The following is an 18,320-nucleotide window of genomic DNA, read 5'->3' as shown; positions in this document are numbered from 1 at the left end:
GTGGTCCCCGGCTGGTGATGGGCCGTGCTGGTGCCCACAGGCGGGCTGGGGCACGGCTTCATGCCGGGGTACCGGAGCTCTGCCGGTGTTCGCATGACGCCGCCGTCACGATGCGCCGTGAGGAAGCGACCTGCAGCCCGCAGTGCGGGACAGCGCCAGAAAAGGACGTCAGCTTTTTCCCGTGCGATGGAAGTTGGTCCTGTGAGCACGTGCTGTCGGCTCGCGCGCTGCTGGGCTGGGCGCATGATTTCGTGCAGACCGGTCAGCAATGGCTCGGCGTGCAGGTATTACCTGAAGGACGTCGTGGTCGGAGACATGCATCGCTCGCCCGGAGTGCCTTTGGACACGGCGCAGGATCTGGCGGGTGTGCCACAGGGACAGTGGTTGGGCCGGGCGCTGTCGTGGGTCGGACTGGTCGCCGATGAGGCGGTCACCCAATCAGAGATGATGAATCTGTTCGGCCGAGGCCGTCACCCTCGCGCCGAGAAGGTGATCACAGACCGGCTTGCGGAAGGCGACTGACCAGCGAAGGCAGATCGGGCGGCGCGGCTGGGCTACCGGGTGCAGAAGTTCATGGCGATCGACTTCGTCTTCCGGCCGCCGGGAAGCATCCAGATCCTCTGGGCGCTGGCGGATCCGCACACCAGGCGCGTCATCGAGTTGCTTCATCTGCAGGTACTTCGCGAGGTGATGACGCGGGAAGTTGAGGAGAAGCTGCTGATCGTGCGGGTGGGGAAGGACAGCGTTCGTCAGCTGGCCCGGCCGGGCGTGATGGCGGCACGCTTTCGCCACTACGCCTCCCGGACGGGCGGGCCGCTGCTTCACGATCACGTGTTGATGTCGGTGAAGGTCAAGCGGACTGACGGAGGGTGGGGCACTTGTGTAGGTTCGCGTGCCGCGTGTCCCTTTCTCATTGACCGTGACCCACGTCCGGCCCATAGGACAGCGCGGCGAGACGAACTATCGTCTGATCGTTCACTCGTCGTGGTGCTGATCTCGGTCTCGATCTATGCAGTGCCTCCCTCCAACATCGTCCACCAAGCGCGACCACGTCGTCCACGAGTCCCGGCTTGAGCTGACACGGCTGCTCTACGCCGACTTCGATCAGGACGTGACGGCCGTCTTCGCCCGGCCGTTCCTGCTCCCACCCACCGTCGACGGTCGCCGGCGCTGCCACACACCCGACTTTCCAGGTGTCGGCCGTCCCCGACGACGGCGTCGAAGCCGTCGGCAAACGCGCCCCACTGATCTGCTGGGTCGAGCAAGAACCTTGCGACCGCAGCCTGCCGTTCTACTCATGGCGCCCTCCGGGCCGTCCCGACCATGAGCAGGTGGACACCCGATGCCGACCGCGTCGTCCCTACGGCGAACCCCATCGGCCCCAGCCGTCGTCGGCTACGTCCGCGCGGCCGTAGGACAGAGCCCCGTCCCGCAGATCAACAGGCTCATGCGGACCGGCGTCGCCGAGGCCGGCCCGCTGCCTCGCAGTAGCCGCGGAAAGGGGTGTTCCGCCGACCGTGGAGACGCAAGCCAGTAGCCTGATCGAGCGGAGTCCTGAGACATGGGGGTGGTGAGTGCAGGCGCCTGCGACCGTCGTGCAACTCGCTCTGCTCGTCCTTCTGGTGCTGCCCGGGGTCACCTATCAGTTCGTCCGGGAACGCCGCCGTGGTCCGGTGCCGGGTGAGCGTGATCTGGGTGAGCGGGTGTTGCGGGCGATCGTCGCGTCGATCGCGCTGGACGCTGTGTACGCAGTGGTGGCGGGGCCAGCGCTGGTTCGCCTGGCTCGAGGCGCCAGCGGCGGCTGGGACGGCTTCGTGGACCGGCCGCGAGTGGTCGGCTTCGTCGCCGTGGTGCTGTTCCTCGTCGTGCCGGCCATGGCGGCGGTCACCGTTTCCCTGGTGGATCGGCAGCGGCGCAAGGCTCGGTTCCTGCGCACGCCCAGCGCCTGGGACCACGCATTCCGCGACCGCGAACCATGCTTCGTGCGCGTGCGGCTCAAGGACGGCAACTGGGCGGGCGGCTGGTACGGGAACCGGTCGTACGCCTCCTCGTACCCCCACCCGGCCGAGCTGTACCTCGAATCGGCGCGCGTGATGGGTGCCGACGGGGCGTTCGGTGCGCGCGTGCGTGGGACGGCGGGCCTGCGGCTGCGGGCGGATGACTTTGACGTGCTGGAGTTCGTCGAACCCGGAGAGCCGGTGACCGTGCCGGAGGAGGAGCGATAATGGCGCACGAACCCGTGCCCCCGCCGGAACCCGATCTTTCGCCTGAAGAGTTGGCACTGCTGCAGGAGGCCGCGGAACGCGGCTACACCCCGAAACGCACGGTCGCCGAGCCGGATGAGGCGCCTGGCGGCCCGGCTGGCACCTCGAACGGCAACGAGGACTGACGGGTGGGAGGCGGGCCCGTGAACGGCCTGGCCGAGCGGTTCTGGGAGGCGTTCCACGTGGCCCGGCACAGCGCGGACCCCGCGTCGGTCGAGAAGGCGATCGACCTTGGCCGTGCCGTGCTGGCCGCGGAGGACGTGGCCGAGCGCCGCTTGGTCCTGTCCAATCTCGGGGGCCTGCTGCAGACCCGCTACCACCAGACCGGCGACTTCGAGTTCCTGCAGGAAGCCGTCCGCAGTGTCACGGAGGCTTACTTCCTGGCATACGAAAGCCCGGAGGACTCGGCCAGCTACGCCAACAACATCGGCATGCTGCTGCATACCGCGTTCCGGCAGAACCAGGACCGCGGAACCCTGGCCGACGCGCTGGAGTGGAGCCGGACGGCCGTTGACGAGGAACCGTCCACGGAGAAGGCGTTCTACCTGGGTAACCTCATTGTCGCGCTGCGGACGGCGTTCACTGTGACGCAGGACCTCGCCTCCCTGGCGGAAGCCGTGGAGCACGCGCGGGCCGCCGTCGAGTGCTCCTCCGATGACGTGCTTACCGCGAGGAGTCTGCACTTCCTCGCCGTGGTCCTGCGCGACTGGTCCCATGAGACCGGGGAGACCGGTGTCGTGGAGGAGGCTGTCGACGCCGCGCGGCGAGCGGTGGAGCTCACGCCGGCCGGGTCGTCCGACGTGCTCGACCGGTTGAAGAACCTTGCGTACCTTCTCGACGACCGCTACCAGGCTCGCGGAGCGCGGGATGATCTGTCCGAACTGCTTCGGGTCCGGCAGACGCTGGTGGCCCACACCCCGGTCACCGATCCGCGGCACTCGCAGAACCTCGTCGAGTTGACGACCGCGGAACGAGACTGGGCCGCGCTCACCGGCGAGCGCCCGAAAGGGACCCCCGACTGGGAACGCGCCGACACCGAAGCCGAAGCGTGCGGCCGCTACGCCGCCGAGTTCGAGCTGACCCGGGACTCGGCCCTGCTCGAGCGGGCGATCGAGCTGGGACGCTCGGTGGCGGCGGCAACCCCCGCCGGGCACCCACGCCGCGGCGTGCGGCTGGACCACTTCGCTGCGGCGCTGGCCACCCGCGGTGAAGCGTTCGGGGACCGCGTCGCGCTCGCGGAGGCCGTCGTGATCGAGCGGGAGGCGGTCGCGTGCACATCCGCGGGGAATCCGCGGCGGGTCCAGTTCATGGGCAACCTCGCCGTCAACCTGCACGCGTTGTTCCATGCAACCGGAGAGCTGGCTCACGTCGTAGACGCGATCGACGTTGCTCGCCGTGCCGCCGAGGTCACGGCAGGGCAGGACCGCCACCCGTATGTACTCGAGATCCTCGCCGCCGTGCTGCACACCCGGTTCCGGGTGACCGGCGAACTGCAGGTTCTGTCAGAGGCGGTCGACCGCGCGCGGGAGTCCGTCCGCCTCGGCGCGAGCCTCGTCCCCGGGCAGGCCCGGCGGCTCTCCAACCTTGGCGCCATGCTGTCGGACTGTTTCGTCAGGACGGGCGAGGCGAGCGTGCTCGACGAGGCGATCGACGCGCACCGCGCGGCCACGGATGTGACGGCGGACGGCGACCCGGACCGGGCAGTGCGGCTGGCCAATCTCGGCGGTGTGCTGGAGATGGCGTACGAGAAGTTCGGCGACCGGAACGCGTTGCGGGACGCCATCGCCGCGCGGCGCGCGTCCGTGGCCGCGACTGCGGAGGACAGCCCGCACTGGCCCCGGTACACCTCGAGCTTGGCCGCTGCGCTCGGCGACTGGTGCACGAACCCCGTCGCACCCGCCGTCGCGCGACGGGAGCCGCCGGATCCGCAGGTCCTCGCCGAGGCGGTCGGCCTGGCCCGGAGTGCGGCGCGGAGGCCCGAGCAGGACGCCTATTGGCGGGCGAGTTCACTGACCCGCGTCGCCGACGTGCTAGCGCTCGGCTTCCGGCACCTCGGCGACGGCGACGCGTTGGCCGAGGCACTCGGCTGCTATCGGGAGGCCGCGGCGTCTGCCGGATCGCCGACGGCGAGTCGGGCGGAAGCGGCGGACCGGTGGGGCGGTCTGTCAGCCGAGGCGGGGCAGTTCGACGTGGCCGCTGAGGGGTACGCCGCCGCGGTCCGGCTGCTGCCCCGGCTTGCCGGGCGCCGCCTGGGCCGCCAGGACGCCCAGTACTGGCTCGGCCGGTTCGCCGGGGTTGCCGCCGACGCGGCTGCGTGCGCGCTGGCCGTCGGCGACGAGGTGAGCGCGGTGACCCTGCTTGAATCCGGGCGCTGCGTGCTCGCTGCCCAGGCACTCGACAGCCGCAGCGATCTTTCCGGTCTGCGCGAGCAGGTACCCGAGCTGGCCGAGCGCTTCCGGACGCTCACCGCGGAGTTCGAAACCGACACCGCGAGCGACCGCGTGGCGCTCGCCGACGAGCTCGACGCGGTGACCGACCGGATCCGTGCGCTGCCCGGGATGAAGCGGTTCCTACAACCGCCGCTGCTCACCGACCTCACCGCGCAGGCGCACGAGGGCCCGATCGTGTACATCAACGTCAGCCGGTACCGGTGTGACGCGCTGATCATCACTGCGGACGGGGTCCGGTCACGCGCGCTGGACGGTCTGAGCGAAGAGACCGTGAGTCACCGCGTACGCGCTCTGCACACCGCGTTCACGGAGGGGCGGCTGATCGCCGAGCAGGCGATCCATGACACGCTCGAGTGGCTGTGGGACACCGTCGTGGGCCCTGTGCTGGGCGAACTGGGGCTGACGGCGGAACCGGCGGCGGATGGTCCGTGGCCAAGGATCTGGTGGGCCCCGGTCGGATCGCTCAGCCTGCTCCCGCTGCACGCCGCGGGCCACCACCGCGACGGCGGACCTGTCCTCCTCGACCGCGTCATCTCCTCGACGACGCCGACGATCCGCGCCCTGAAGCACGCCCGCGCGGGCCGCCGCGACGACCGGAACGAGCCGCGGCTGCTGGTGGTCGCGATGCCGCACACCCCGGACGCCCCGGACCTGCCCGGCACACAGGCCGAAGCCGACCACCTGGCCGCTCTCATACCCGGCGCCACGCTCCTGGTCGGCGCGGACGCGACTCGTGACGCCGTTCTCGACGCATTGCCGGCCAGTAGCTGGGCGCACTTCGCCTGCCACGGGTACAGCGACCCGGACAACCCTTCGGACAGCCACCTCGCGCTGCACGACCACGATCACACGCCGTTTCGGGTGTTGGACATTTCCGGGCTGCGCCTGCGGAACGCGGAGTTCGCTTTCCTGTCGGCCTGCGACACGGCCCGCACCACCGCGCGCCTGTCCGACGAGGCGATCCACCCGTTGGCGGCTTTTCAGATAGCCGGGTTTTCCCAGGTGGTCGGCACACTCTGGCGCGTCGACGACGCCGTGGCACCAGCCTTCAGTCAGCAGATCTACGGCGAGTTGATCGCGGATCGATCCGGTGCGTTGTGCGCGTCGGCGGCGGTCCATCGCACGGTCAGGCAGCTCAGGACGAAGTATCCGAACCTGCCCTCGGTGTGGGCCGCACACGTCCATGCCGGCGCCTGATGACGCACTCTGTCGTATCGGAGGTTGGCCCACAGTCGACTCGGCCAAGTGCGTCGGTAGCTGTCTATCACCGGCATCCGCTCATGGCTCCCCTTTGTGTCAAGCCGTGGGCTCAGTTTTGATCTCGGGCCCGAGAGCCGCTGAACGAGCTGCGGACCGCCGCCACACGGGCCTTCGAGGTCGTGCTCGGCGCTGCAGCCGCCACGTACGAGACCGGTGTTTTGCACCTGACGGAGTCGTACGCCACCGCCGAAGTGCGGTTTCATCAGTGACGCCCTCCACACATAACGCGCGCCTGGCTACGTGCAGTTCTCGGAGCTCTGCCGCGCAGCACGCGTCTGCCTGGCACGCTAGCGGCGTGGTGTACGTCGTGACCGTAGATACCTCCGTTCCTGCGGGAAAGCCGGAGATGGATCCCCTGCACCGGACGGGGGCTCTTGCCCTGTTCGATCAAGGCTTCGATGCCGTGGAGGCGATCGAGGGTCCAGACGGCATGGAGGTCGATCTCCTCGACCGTGTCGTGGCAGTCCACCCCGGTGGGGCAATAGTCAAGGTGTTCGTGGACGGCCCAACATTGGTGTTCGCCGAGGAGGCCGTGCGTTCTCTTATTGCTGGCTTTGTCCACGAGAACGGGCTCTGGCCCAAATTGTGTGGAGCGGTTACTCTCCGTCGCGGTCTTCGGGCATGCGCTCAGTCGGTGAAATTACCGGTTTCGGACGGTACACGTGGTGGGCCGTGGTCGACGAGCCGCAGGAGCTGTGGGCTTGGCATGTCAGAAGTGGCCAGTAGCCTCAGGCGCCATGGGCATACAGATTGATGTAGTGGCGGGTTACCCGATCAACGATGAGATGGAGAGGGTGCTCGGGTTGGCCGAGGCGGTCGGCGAGCCCGTCTCTGTCACGTTCATGTGGGAGGGGCGTGAAGAGTCGGAACGCGCGGTGCTGGTGCCCGCGGCCACGCTGGCGCTCTGGGAGCACTGGGCCCCCGCCGCGTACCCGACGAGTGGAACTGGAGACGAGAACCAGGCTGTGGCAGAGGAGCCGGAACTGGCCCATCCAAAGGAATTCGGCGCGTTCACGCTCTTTCGTCGTCGCGTAGGAGGGCGTACGGCGGTTGCTCGCAAAGGCGTGGTGGTCGCCGAGCTACTGGACCCCCATGAGGCTCACTGGCTCCAGGAGAAGGCCCGCAATGTCCGCCAAGGCTTCATGAATCCGAAGCAGAGGGCGGCGTTCGAGGACTTCCTTGCCCGGCAGGCATCCCTCGATGAGCAGTGACGCGCCGACTCGCACTTCGTGGCCTTGTAGTGGATCTGCGGCTTTTGTTTGCTTTATATGATGTACTGACGCCTGGTCACGCCAATATGACTCGTTTGCGAAGGAGTTCGAACCCTGCGCGGCCAAACATCTGGCGCTTGAGCATCTTGATGCGGTTGACGTGTCCCTCCACGACACCCGAGTTCCAGGGTTGTGTGAGGCCGGCGGTGACGGCGTCGAGGCCGCGTTCAAGGTGGTGGGCGAACCGGCTGAGACTGATCAGGTCGGTTGTGGCTCTGGCCGATTCGATCCACTGCGGGAGATAGTCGCCTTGCAGGTGGGTGACCATGTGGGCGAAAGAGCGCACGTGCTCGACGAGGGTTGTCAGCTCAGGGCAGTTCGCCAGCGCGGCCTTGAGCTGGAGCCGGTCATTTTCGGTCAGGGCGTCGGGGTGCGTGAGGATCCAACGCGTGACGGCACGGGGGGATGGGGGCCGAGGCCCAACCGGCTGGGGCTTGCCGCGCAGTACCCGGCTGACGTAGTCGCGGACGCTGTTGTAGCCGCGTGGATAGCCCTGCTCGCAGAGCTCCTCCCACAGTTTCCACGCGTTGGTGCAGCCCTCCTGCCAGCGCTGGTCGAGGTAGACATCTCACGATCCCAAGTCGTCAAGCCGCTGAGGTCAGTTCGCGGGGGAAGGCGATGTGTTCGTCGAACAGTTCGCCTGCCTGAAGGCACCGGTAGAGTTGGCCGATCATGCGGTTGAACAGGTGTCTCTGGGCGGCCGCGTGCCAGTCTCCTCGCTCACGTCGACGCCGGTAGTGGGCGTCCGCGCCGGGTGAGGACCGCAGAGCGGAGAAGGCCCACAGGTAGCCGGCATGGTTAAGCCGGTCGTTTTTGACCATGCGCCGCCCGACGTGGTGTTTCTTCCCGGACGCGCGGGTGACGGGGGCAGAGCCCGCATAGGCCTTCATGCCACGTGCGTCTGCGAAGCGCTGGCGGTCATCGCCGATCTCGGCCAGCACCCGGGCGCCGAGCTGGACCCCGAGACCGGGGAAGCTCAAGAGGACTTTGGAATCCGGGTGTTGGACAAAAGACTCGTCGCCCGCCTCGGCGAGCTCGTCAGCAGCGAGGCAGGCGGCTTCCAACTGCCGCAGGAGGGCGAAGGCCTGCTTGCCGAGTGCCACTTCGACCAGTTGTGGCTGACTCGCGTAATCACCGCGGAAGACCTCGCGGAGCCGGTCAGCTTCTGGGTTCGTCCACCGATGGGCCGCTCGCGTTTGGCGCCTGGTCCTGCTGTGGTTGTGGGGCATGCGCTCGTGTCGGGCGTGGTGCCCGGGGGCGGGGCTGGCCGCTGTAAGGGGCTTGCCGGCGGGGTGGCTTGTGTGGTGATGGATGCCGACGGTTGGGGTGGCGGGGTGATCCCCGGCTGGTGCGGGTGGGTGTCGTTCGCACCTCTAGCACTGTGGCGGTCGGGGTGGCGGCGGGTGAGGCCGGTCCCGTCGTGCGGCACGCCATGCGTGATTGTTTTCCGGGGTGGGGGAGGCTGGCGGGCTGGGCCGTAGCGGGGGGTGTTTGCTGTGATGCCGTGGCGGGGTGGGCATGACGGTGAAGGGCATTTCCGCGGGGAACTACCCCTATTACCGGCGCAATATCGCCAAGTGCGATGGGGCGTGCGGTGGTGGGGTGGCGGTGTCCTCGAGCACGCCCGGGGTGCCGGTGGGGCGGTGGCATGGGCGGGGTGCGGCGGTGCTGGGGCTTGCCGGTGAGGTGAGCGAGCCGCAGATGCGGGCGTTGTTCGGGCTGGGGATGCACCCGGACGCCGAGGCGATCCTGACGCGCGAAACACGGGCCGGCGCGTCGAAGAAGCGGGCGTGGGATGCGGCGAAGCTGGGCCCTGCGCTACCGGAGCTTGCCGAAGGGACCCCGCTGGACCGTCAGATCGAGCAGGTGCTGCAGCACGAGAGTGAGCAGTTGTGCCGGCCGCTGACCGGGGCCGAAACGAAGAACCTGAAGATGCAGGTTGCAGCGCAGGCGTTCCGCGCCGAGTACCGGCGGGCGCCGGATGACGGGAAGGAACTCGCCCGGTTCCTGGCCTCTCGCACCGGAAAGCAGCGCCAGGCGCGTACCGGGTATGACCTGACGTTTTCCAGCGAGGAGCTGTCGCTGCTGTTCGCGCTGGGCGACGAGCAGGTGCGCCAGGTCGTGCTGGAGGTACTGCAGCAGGCCAGGACCGAGACGGTCGCGTGGATCGAGGACCATGCGCTGGCGGTGCGGAGAGGGACCGGCGGGAAGGCACAGCTGCGGGCGAGGCCCGGTGTGCTGGCGACGGTGTATCTGCACTACGAGTCCCGGGCTGGGGATCCGATGCTGCACGAGCATGTCGTGATCAGCCCCCGCGTTCTGGGCCCTGACGGGAAGTGGCAGAACCTCGATGCCCGCCTGTTGTACCGGGAGGTCGTTTCAGCGTCGGAGCTGTTCAATCAGCGGGCCCTGGAGCTGCTCTGTGGGCGGTTGGGGTTGCGGACCGAGCCGGTGGAAGTGACGGCCGGGCAGCGCCCGGTGATGCAGGTCGTGGGCATCGACGTGCGGCTGCGGCAGCTGTTCTCACAACGCGGGACAGCGATACGGGAGGTGGTTGAGGAACTGGAGGCGGACTACCGGCACCGTCATGGCCGGCAGCCCGGTCTGGCTGCCCGCAAGGGGCTGCAGGAGCGGGCGCGGGTCTCCACGAAACAGGCCAAGCGAACAGCGCGGTCGCTGGACGATCTGCTGGCCGGCTGGCGGCGGCGGGCGATCGCGGCCACGGACCAGGCGACGGTGGACGGCGTTGTGCGGGCGGCGCAGACCGCCGCCCGCACCGCCGGTGAGGCAGCCACTGCGCGCGGCGCCGGTGGGGCAGCCGCCGGGATGGCTGCCGACCCGGAAGGGGCTTCCGGCGCCGCCGGTGAACAAGCTCCCGGTACGGGGGCGGAGGTCGTAGGGGCGGGTGGTGACGGTGTGGTGGAGGTGGATGTGGTGGGGGCGGCGGCGGTGGTGCTCGCGGAAGTGTCCGCGTACCGCACGACGTTCCGTCGTCGGCATGTGCTGGCGGAGGCCCGCCGGTATCTCATGCGGACGCTGGCGGGGGCGACCGCGCCGCCTGGTGTCGCTGATGCGATCGCCGACCGGGCGCTGGCCGGGGCGGAGTGTGTGGAGTTGACTCCGCCCGATCTTCACCCCGGGCTGCCTGAGCTGACCCGCGCGGACGGCGAGAGCGCCTACCGAGGGATCGGGTCGCGGACCTACACCACCGCCTCGCTGCTGGCGGCCGAAGAGCGGCTGGTGGCCGCAGCCGGCAGGGGTGTGGTGGCGCCGGTCGGCCGGGAGATTTTCGCCCGGGTGGCCGAGGAGCACGGTGGCGGGCTGGATGCCGGGCAGCGTGAGCTGGCCGCGGCTTTCGCGACCTCGGACAGGCTGCTGCTGGCGGGTATCGGGCCGGCCGGGTCGGGGAAGACCAGCGCGATGCGGCTGCTGGCTCGCGCGGTGGACGCGACGGGCGGCCGGCTGGTCCCGCTGGCGCCTTCCGCCTGCGCCGCCGCCGTATTGGGCACCGACCTCGAGCGGTCCGCGCACACCCTGCATTCCTGGCTGCGCGGGCGTGAGCGGGCCGCCCAGGGCCACCTGGTGGGGGAGGATTTCGGTCTGGGGCCGGGTGATGTGGTCGTGGTCGACGAGGCCGGTGCGGCCGGTACCCGCCTGCTGGACCGGGTGGTGGCCGATGCCGCCGCGGCCGGGGCGGTGGTGCGGCTGCTGGGCGACCCGCGCCAGTTGGCCGCGGTCGAGTCCGGCGGCGCGCTGCGCCTGATCGCCTCGTGCGGGGGAGTGGTCGAACTGGACCGCCTGCACCGCTTCCGCACCGACGGTGAGGCCGACGCGTCGCTGGTCTTACGCGACGACGACCGCCCGGAGCAGGTGCTCGCCTGGTACCGGGGGCGGGGCCGGATCACCGCCGGCACCCCTGGTGCGATGCAGCAGGCCGTGCTCGACGCGTGGGCCAAAGACACCGTGGCCCGGCGCAGCACGGTGATGACGGCCGCCGACACCGCCACCGTTTCCGCGCTCAACGCCCGGGCGCAGGTCTGGCATCTTTCCCGCGGCACTGTTACGGCCGGACCCGCAGCCGTCCTGCGTGGGGGGCTGCGCGCGTATGCCGGCGACATCGTGGTCACGCGCCGCAACGACCGCCGCCGGATCGTGCGTGGCGCCCGCGATTTTGTGAAGAACGGCGACACCTGGACCGTCCAGACCGTCGAGCCCGACGGTGCGCTGATTGTCCGTCACACGATCCATCGCGGCCGTCTGCGGCTGCCGGCCGGCTATGTGGCCGCGTACTGCGAGCTCGGCTACGCCTCCACCATCCACCGCGCCCAGGGCATGACCGTCGACACCTCCCACGCCCTGGCCACGCCCGCCTCGGCTCGTGAGGGTGTCTACGTCCAGCTGACCCGCGGCCGGCACACGAACCGCCTCTACCTGGCCCTGGATTATGACGGCCAGGACGTTGCGGGGGTGCTGGAGACGATCGCGGCCCGGCGCGGCACGCAGGTGTCGGCGACCGAGACCACCGCCGAACTGCAGCAGCGAGCCATCGACCCGGCCACGCTGGCCGCGCAGTACGCGGACGCCGCCGCCATGGCCACCACCGCCCGCCTGACGGCCGTGCTGGAGCAGGCCCTGGGCGCGGACCGGGCCGCCGTGGTCCTGGCCGCGGACACCTTCCCCGCCCTGACCCGCGCGCTGCTGGATGCCGAACGCGCTGGATCCGACCTGCCCGGCCTGCTCGCGCAGGCCATCACACCCGGCCCGAGCACCACCGGCGACGGCCCGGACAGCACCGACGACGGCTCGAACACCACCGGCGACGGCCCGGACAGCACCGACGACGTCCGGGACTCCACGGAGGATGGTGGAGGCTCCGCGGGCGGCGCGGGCCTCGCCGGGCGCCTGCTCCGCCTGGCGCGTGCCGCGCGGGCCGGGCAGGCGGGTGTGACGGGTCCGGCCGGGCAGGCCCCAGCCGCCGCTTCGGCGGCCCCAGTGGCCGTTTCCGCCTCCTCGGCTGCGGCTGGGCTGGCCGTGGTGCCGTCGTACCGGCTGCACGCGCTCATGGCCAGGGCCGCATCTTTGCGTGCGGCGGCCCGCAGTGAACTGCAGGCCGCCGAAGCCGCCGCCGGCATGCTGCCGGTCCCGGTCACCACCGGCAGCGGCCGTACCCATGCGGCCTGGCCGCACCGTCCCTACGGTCCGCTGGCCCGCACCGAACTGGACACCCACCTGACGGTCGTCCGCGCCGTCTGCCGGGATGCCGAACGCACCGGCACCCACCTGTCGCCGGCCGCCTCGAACACCGTTGCCGCGCTGACCGCCGAGGACGCCCTGCGCCGTGCTCTGCCATGGCTGGACGCGGCGCGCGAGGACCGGCAACGTGAGCACACGCCCCGCCTGTCGCAGTCCTCGCTGGCCGCGATACGCCGCCACCACAGCGCCCGCGCCTTCGACACCGATCAGCGGCTGCGGCACGCCCGGACCGTTCTTGCCGGGGCCGATGCGCTCAGCGACGCCTTCCACGCCGAACTGAGCCGCCGCGCGGGGCTGCCAGACCGGCGCGCGCAGCGGCCCTGGCACCCGGCCGACCTGCCCGACTGGGTCGCCGACCGCACCGCGCAGGACCACCCCGGCACCCCTGGCCACTGGCGCCGCCACCTGACCGAACGCCACCGCATCCTGACCTGGGCCCTGGCCCAGCGCGGCCGCACCCTGGCCGGGGCGCCCCCCACCTGGGCCCGGCCGCTGGGCCCGCCCCCGCCCGCCGACTCCATTGAACGCCGCACCGCCTGGGAGCTGACCTGCGCCCTGACCGAGCTGTGGCGCACCCGCCACGCCATCACCACCGTTCCCGGTCTCGGCCCCCGCCCCACCGACCCAGCCGACGCCGCGGCCTGGGACGCCATGACCTCCCGCATCCGCGCTCTGACCCCCGCCCGGCTTCCCGCCCGCACCCAACCACCGGGCGTGCTCGCCTTGGTGGTGCCGCCCGCACTGCCCGCACCCCGCGTACTGCCCGTACCGCCTGCTGGCCCCGGCCCTATCCCGCCACCGAAGGTTGCGGCCCCGGTGGTGCCGCCCCCACCCCCCGTACTGCCCGTACCGCCTGCTGGCCCCGGCCCTATCCCGCCACCGAAGGTTGCGGCCCCGGTGGTGCCGCCCCCACCCCCCGTACCGCCTGTCAGTCCACCGGCTGGCCCGGCTCCCACCGGGGCCCCGCACCTCACTCAGCCGCCCCCTGTCCCGGGCGGCCGTGACGGCCTGACCGTGACCCACGCCGTCCGTGCTGTCCAGGCTGCCGTGTTGGCGCGTCGTGCCCTGACCGCCGCTCTCACCGGCGGGCCCGCTCCCGAACCCTGGATCGAGAACATCACCGCCCCAGGCCGCGACCACGCCGGCGAACAGCATGCCTACACTCGTCTCATCACGGCCATCGCGGACTACCGGCGGCGCCGCGACCACGCCGGCCCGGACGTCCTCGGCCCCCGCCCCACCGGCGATGACGGCCGGGAATGGGACCACCTCACCGACGCCCTCAACGCTTACACCCAATCCCGCATCCAAGCCCGCCTTGACGCCCTGCGCCGGCGCAGCGCCGCCGCACCGCAGCAGCCCTCCCCTGCGCCCCGGCTAGCGGGTCCACCACCCGGCTCGCGGGCGTCTGACACCCGCCCGGTTCCGCGGCGGCACCTGTGACCCCCGCCCAGTGCCTGGCCGGCCGTTGTCTTCACCCTCGACTGCCGAAGCCGGGGTGTGGGCCTTGGGACGGGCCGTTGAGGTGAGGGCTGCGGTGTCATGGTGAGGGATGGCGGTTCGCTGCGGTGGTCGCTGGCCGCGGAAATTCCTGCAGCAGCGGCAGCAGCCACGACCTGTCGCCGCCCTCGTCAGCGTCACCGGCTGCGTGCGCGGCGCTAGTGTCGGATTCCGTCGAGCGGGATGTTCTCCAAGGCGGCGTTGCGGGGCTTGGGATGCCGCTGCAGGGCGGGCGTCCCATCTCTCGTGCGGCTGGTGCACTGCTGGGGTGACAACGACCTTCAGAACCTATGTATCGGCCCGTGATGGCCACTGCCGTCAGGCCGCGATTCGCGCCCCGGGTGCAGATGTCGCCCGCACCCGCCTCGCATGTATGGCAATCCGTTCTCACACCTGGGCAAGGAGTCTGCGGTGAACAGCCTGCTCGACCAGTTTTCTCAGCACCCCCTGGCTGTCGGCCTGTTCGTCCTCGCGCAGATCACCACGGTGACTCTGGCTGCCGTCATCTGGCGCCGCCGGCTGCGGGTTGCGGCTGCGCAGCCGCAGCCGCAGCCGCCGAATGCGCGGTCCACCCGCGGTAATCACGGCCGGGCGGGCGCCAAGCGGAAGCCGACCGGTGACAAGTCGGAGGACGACGAGTCGAAGCCCGTTGACGGCAAGCGGCATCCGGTTGCTGTGGTGGTGGCTGCGCTGGCTGCTGCCGCGTGCACTGCTTACAGCGGCGACACTTCCTGGCGGTTCGCCGAGGAGCACCTCGGCATGCACTCCCTGCGCGAGCGCGGCTTCCTGTTCTTCGCCGGCGAGCTTGCACTGTTCGGCTGCGCACTTATGGCGCGCAGCAACATGCACTACAAGAACAAGCCGGGTGCGCCCGGGATGCTGGTGTGGCTGATCACCACCGTCCAGGTCATCCCCGCCTACACCGAGAGCCCCGACATCTGGGGAGGCACCGTCCGGGCCTTTGTCGGGCCGGTCCTGGCCGCCTTGCTGTGCCACCTCGCGCTCGGCTTGGACCTGTGGCACGCCAAACCCGGGGCCCAATCCAACAGCGTCCCGGCGGTCATCGTCCGCGAACTTCGTGAGCGCATGCTGTCCCGTCTGGGCCTGGCCGACCGCGGCCGTAACGCCGCGCAGATCGCGCGCGACCGCGCCACCCGCAAGGCCGTGCGCCTTGCGGCATTGCCGGAGCCCCCGCGCTGGTTGCCAAACGTCAGGAACCGGCGGCTTGGGGCCGCCGTCGCCCGCGCTGAGGTCGGACAAGACCCCGAGCAGCGCAAGAAGTTGCTTCGCCTCCTTGCTGTCCGGCGTCACGCGGGCGAGCTCGCCACCAGAGAGATCCCCTCGCCCTGGGACGATGCGCTCCGCGAGGTCTTTCCCGGGCACGCGGCAGTCAGCCCTGCCCTGTCCGCAACGCTGGGTACGCTCGCGCACCAGGACTTGAGGCGGATGCAGCCGCTCGACGCCATCCGCACCATCGTGGACGCCTACCCGTATGCATCCGTGGTCGAGATCGCAGCCCGGTGCGGCTCGGCCGGCGTCAGGGTGTCGGAAGCCCTCATTGGTGTCGCCCTCGACCGCGCGAACACCGCACTCAAAACTGCCGTAGCGGATGCCGGGAAGGAGACCGTGCCCGACATGCAGCCAGCGCCCGGCCCGCAGCCTGCCGTTGCAGCCCCGCCCCGCACGGAGGCCGTGCACGCCCGCATCCCGGCCCAGCCGCACCCGGCGGCTGCGCAGCCGGGTGCGGACAGCAGGGCAGATGCGCAGCCGCATGCAGCCGACGACGAGGCGGATGCGCAGCCGCACGCCAAGGCACCCGCCCCGGATGCGGATGCGTCGGGGGTCCGGTCCGGCCCGGACAGGGACGAACTTTTGGGGGAGGCGCGCCGTCTTGACTTAGTCGTCCGCGCCGACGGCGGCCGCAACGCATCGAGGGGCGTGTCGCTGCGGCAGCTGCAGAGGCAGCTGCACATCGGTCAGCGTCGCGCGCAGCGCCTGCAGCGTCTGCTCAAGCAGGACCCGCAACAGTGGTGACCCCCGGGCCGGAAGCTCTTGAGGCTGCTTGTCCTTCCCTGAGACCGCGGTTGAGATCTGAGTGTCTGATGGGTGGGCGTGCGTGCTGGTTTCAGGCGAAGGCGGTCTCCGCGAACGAGATCCCTCCGCGCTCGCTGTGTGAGAGGTCAAGCCGCTGCGCGTGCTGGGGTGCCTGCCGTACGTACTGGCGGAATCCCGTGGCCCGGAACGTGAGGTCGAAGTAGTGACCTTCGATGTGCCATTGCGGGTCGGCGTAACTGTCCTGTGGGGTTGAGCGCCGAAGATGGTCGATGTCGAGGCTCAAGGCCATCTGCTTGAAGTCGAGGTCGCCCTCGACGTCCCAGACATCGTCGAACACGAGCGTGGACGGCGCGATCCAGAAGCTGAAGTGCGCCTGTGGGGCGACCGGACGCACCCAGCGGACGATGTAGTCGATGTCCAGGAGCAGGCGCGGCAGCGAGTCGTCGGAGGCACCCGGCTGCACGCAGAGTCCGTGGATGGTGCAGTCATGCCATCCCATCGCGTCGAAGTCGGCGTCGCTCCAGATGCTTTTCGTCAGACCGGATTCCGGGTGAGTGCCTGCGCTCATGGCGGCATCCAACCAGAACGGGCAGGTGAAGGCTCAGCTGGTTGCCTTCCAGAGCGGTCGCGGGCGGGGGCGTGTCACGGGGTGGCCGCCGGTGTGACCGGCCGACCATGGTGCCCATCATCGCTCAGACCGGGTAGGGCTGCTTGAGGTGTCCGGTTGGGCTTCGGCCGGACGTGCGCGGGTGCGGCCGGTCGCATTGCCGACAAGCATGCGGCGGACGAGGTAGTCAAGGCGTCCGGCACGGTGCTGTTCACGGTGCAGAACCGACTTGGGGGGTTGCATGTGTCTGGCGCAGCTGGCCGCAGTGAAGGCGATCACGACGGAGATCGACGGGTCGGTATCAGCGGCATGACGACGCGCTAGGGTGCAGCTCAACTCAACGGCCCAGCCGTTCCACAGATGTGTCGGTTACTGAGTCACTGTGTTGAGACGTCAGCGTTGTCCACACCTGGCATCCTAGCTCCACGCTGTACCACCCTGGGGGGAACTGGCCATGACCGAAGCCCGTATTGACACTGTCGACACCGACACCGACACCGACACCGACACCGACACCGACACCGACACCGACACCGACACCGACGGGGATGACGATGCCGACCGGGAAGCTGTCGAGCACGAGCGTGAAGAGATACGGGAGTTCGTCAAGGGACTGAGCGCGGACGACATCAAGTCGGGCAGCTGGTTCGCCAAGCTCAGCGCTCAGGCCCTGAGCTCCTACACCGACAAGGTCGACTGGCAGTACTTCCAGGAGCGGTATGAGGGCGTACCCGCGGATGCCATCGTCGATCAGCGGATGAAGATGGCGGCTCGGTACGCCGCGCTTGAAGGCGGGCTGTCTGCCGGGGCCTATACGGCGGCCGTCGTGGCCACCCTCGGAAGCCTTGGTGGTGCCTCGCCGGCGACTGTCCCGGCCGCCGTCGCAACAATGATGGTCGACGTCGCGTTCATCACCCGGCTCCAGCTGCGCCTGGCCTACGACGTCGCAGTCCTCTACCGGGTCCCGCTCGACCTGTCCGACCCCGAGGACATGTGGAAGCTCATTCGAGTGGCCTTCACGATCAAGAGTGGGGAAGCGGTCCGGGAAGGCGCGATCAAGGTGGTTCCGGCCCTCGTGCGGCCGCTGATCAAGCGTTTCTACTCCAGAGCGGTACTGGCTGCCGGGAGGGGGCTCCCGGTCGTCGGGAAGTTCCTCCTGCAACGCAACGTCATCAAGATCGGTATCCCCCTGGTCGGCGTTCCCCTTGCGGTGGTGCTGAACCGCTATACGACGCTGCTCGCGGGACGGCACGCGCAAGCCGTCTTCCGGAACGAGGCGCGGGTGATAGAACTCGCCGAGGGCCTGAGCAAGCGGAGCCAGCACCCGCAGTTGATGCTGTGGGTCGCGTGGCTCGTCATCATGGCGGACGACAAAATCGCCGACGATGAGGCGCTGTTGATCCGGCACTTGGTCAGGGTGGTGCGGGATCACCATCAGGTGGTCGACGAACGGCTCGCTCACCTTGTTGACATGGACCCCGCCGAGGTGTGGCGGCGCATAGACGCCGAGTCGGGGGATCTGAGCGACATCCTCGATGCGGCCGACCGGGTGGCCACTGTGGACGGTGCCGTCAACGCGTCCGAGAAGGCCGTCATCTCCGAACTTCGAGATCGCTGCCTGCGCGCCTGACGCCGTCACGCGCCACCTCCCCCCATGGCC

The 18,320-nt window shown here is 69.9% G+C and carries 10 protein-coding genes and 1 pseudogene; 7 read left to right on the top strand and 4 right to left on the bottom strand.

Annotated features, from left to right (window positions below; translation table 11 throughout):
* Nucleotides 1–438 precede the first annotated feature (438 nt).
* Entirely contained in the window at nt 439–831 is a 393-nt protein-coding gene (locus tag OG937_10800; protein ID WUD72141.1) for a hypothetical protein, read from the bottom strand.
* A gap of 764 nt (nt 832–1,595) precedes the next feature.
* Here OG937_10800 and OG937_10795 point away from each other — a divergent pair.
* The 4 genes from OG937_10795 to OG937_10780 all read left to right on the top strand — a co-directional run bounded on the left by OG937_10795 (nt 1,596) and on the right by OG937_10780 (nt 7,185).
* Nucleotides 1,596–2,225, top strand: coding sequence for a DUF6338 family protein (locus OG937_10795; GenBank protein ID WUD72140.1), 630 nt, complete (start codon nt 1,596–1,598; stop codon nt 2,223–2,225).
* Nucleotides 2,225–2,389, top strand: a complete 165-nt coding sequence (locus tag OG937_10790; protein WUD72139.1) for a hypothetical protein — start codon at nt 2,225–2,227, stop codon at nt 2,387–2,389. Before OG937_10795 ends, OG937_10790 begins: the two co-directional genes overlap by 1 nt.
* A gap of 18 nt (nt 2,390–2,407) precedes the next feature.
* The gene (locus tag OG937_10785) at nt 2,408–5,911 is read left to right on the top strand and encodes a CHAT domain-containing protein (protein WUD72138.1); all 3,504 of its coding nucleotides are present in this window, start codon (nt 2,408–2,410) and stop codon (nt 5,909–5,911) included.
* Nucleotides 5,912–6,711: 800 nt separating this feature from the next.
* A complete protein-coding gene (locus tag OG937_10780) occupies nt 6,712–7,185 on the top strand; it encodes a hypothetical protein (protein WUD72137.1) in 474 nt (157 codons plus the stop codon).
* A gap of 76 nt (nt 7,186–7,261) precedes the next feature.
* On the opposite strand, the gene OG937_10775 is transcribed toward OG937_10780, so the two are convergent.
* Nucleotides 7,262–7,627: a transposase gene (locus OG937_10775; GenBank protein ID WUD78702.1), complete on the bottom strand. Its 366-nt coding sequence runs from the start codon at nt 7,625–7,627 to the stop codon at nt 7,262–7,264.
* A 202-nt stretch (nt 7,628–7,829) separates the two neighbouring features.
* Nucleotides 7,830–8,417: pseudogene (locus tag OG937_10770) on the bottom strand (transposase).
* A gap of 346 nt (nt 8,418–8,763) precedes the next feature.
* Between OG937_10770 and OG937_10765 the strand changes: the two are divergent.
* Complete coding sequence (locus OG937_10765) at nt 8,764–13,941, top strand: relaxase domain-containing protein (GenBank protein WUD72136.1); 5,178 nt, start codon at nt 8,764–8,766, stop codon at nt 13,939–13,941.
* 468 nt (nt 13,942–14,409) lie between these two features.
* Nucleotides 14,410–16,032: a hypothetical protein gene (locus OG937_10760; protein WUD72135.1), complete on the top strand. Its 1,623-nt coding sequence runs from the start codon at nt 14,410–14,412 to the stop codon at nt 16,030–16,032.
* A gap of 91 nt (nt 16,033–16,123) precedes the next feature.
* Here the strand turns inward: OG937_10760 and OG937_10755 are convergent, their stop codons facing one another.
* Complete coding sequence (locus tag OG937_10755; protein WUD72134.1) at nt 16,124–16,621, bottom strand: hypothetical protein; 498 nt, start codon at nt 16,619–16,621, stop codon at nt 16,124–16,126.
* 493 nt (nt 16,622–17,114) lie between these two features.
* On the opposite strand from OG937_10755, the gene OG937_10750 reads away from it, so the two are divergent.
* Complete coding sequence (locus tag OG937_10750; protein WUD72133.1) at nt 17,115–18,290, top strand: hypothetical protein; 1,176 nt, start codon at nt 17,115–17,117, stop codon at nt 18,288–18,290.
* The last annotated feature ends 30 nt before the right edge of the window (nt 18,291–18,320 follow it).

The sequence above is a fragment of the Streptomyces sp. NBC_00510 genome, assembly GCA_036013505.1.
Lineage (GTDB): Bacteria > Actinomycetota > Actinomycetes > Streptomycetales > Streptomycetaceae > Actinacidiphila.
Note: the sequence above shows the minus strand (reverse complement) of the source record. Positions and strands in the feature narration are given on the sequence as shown.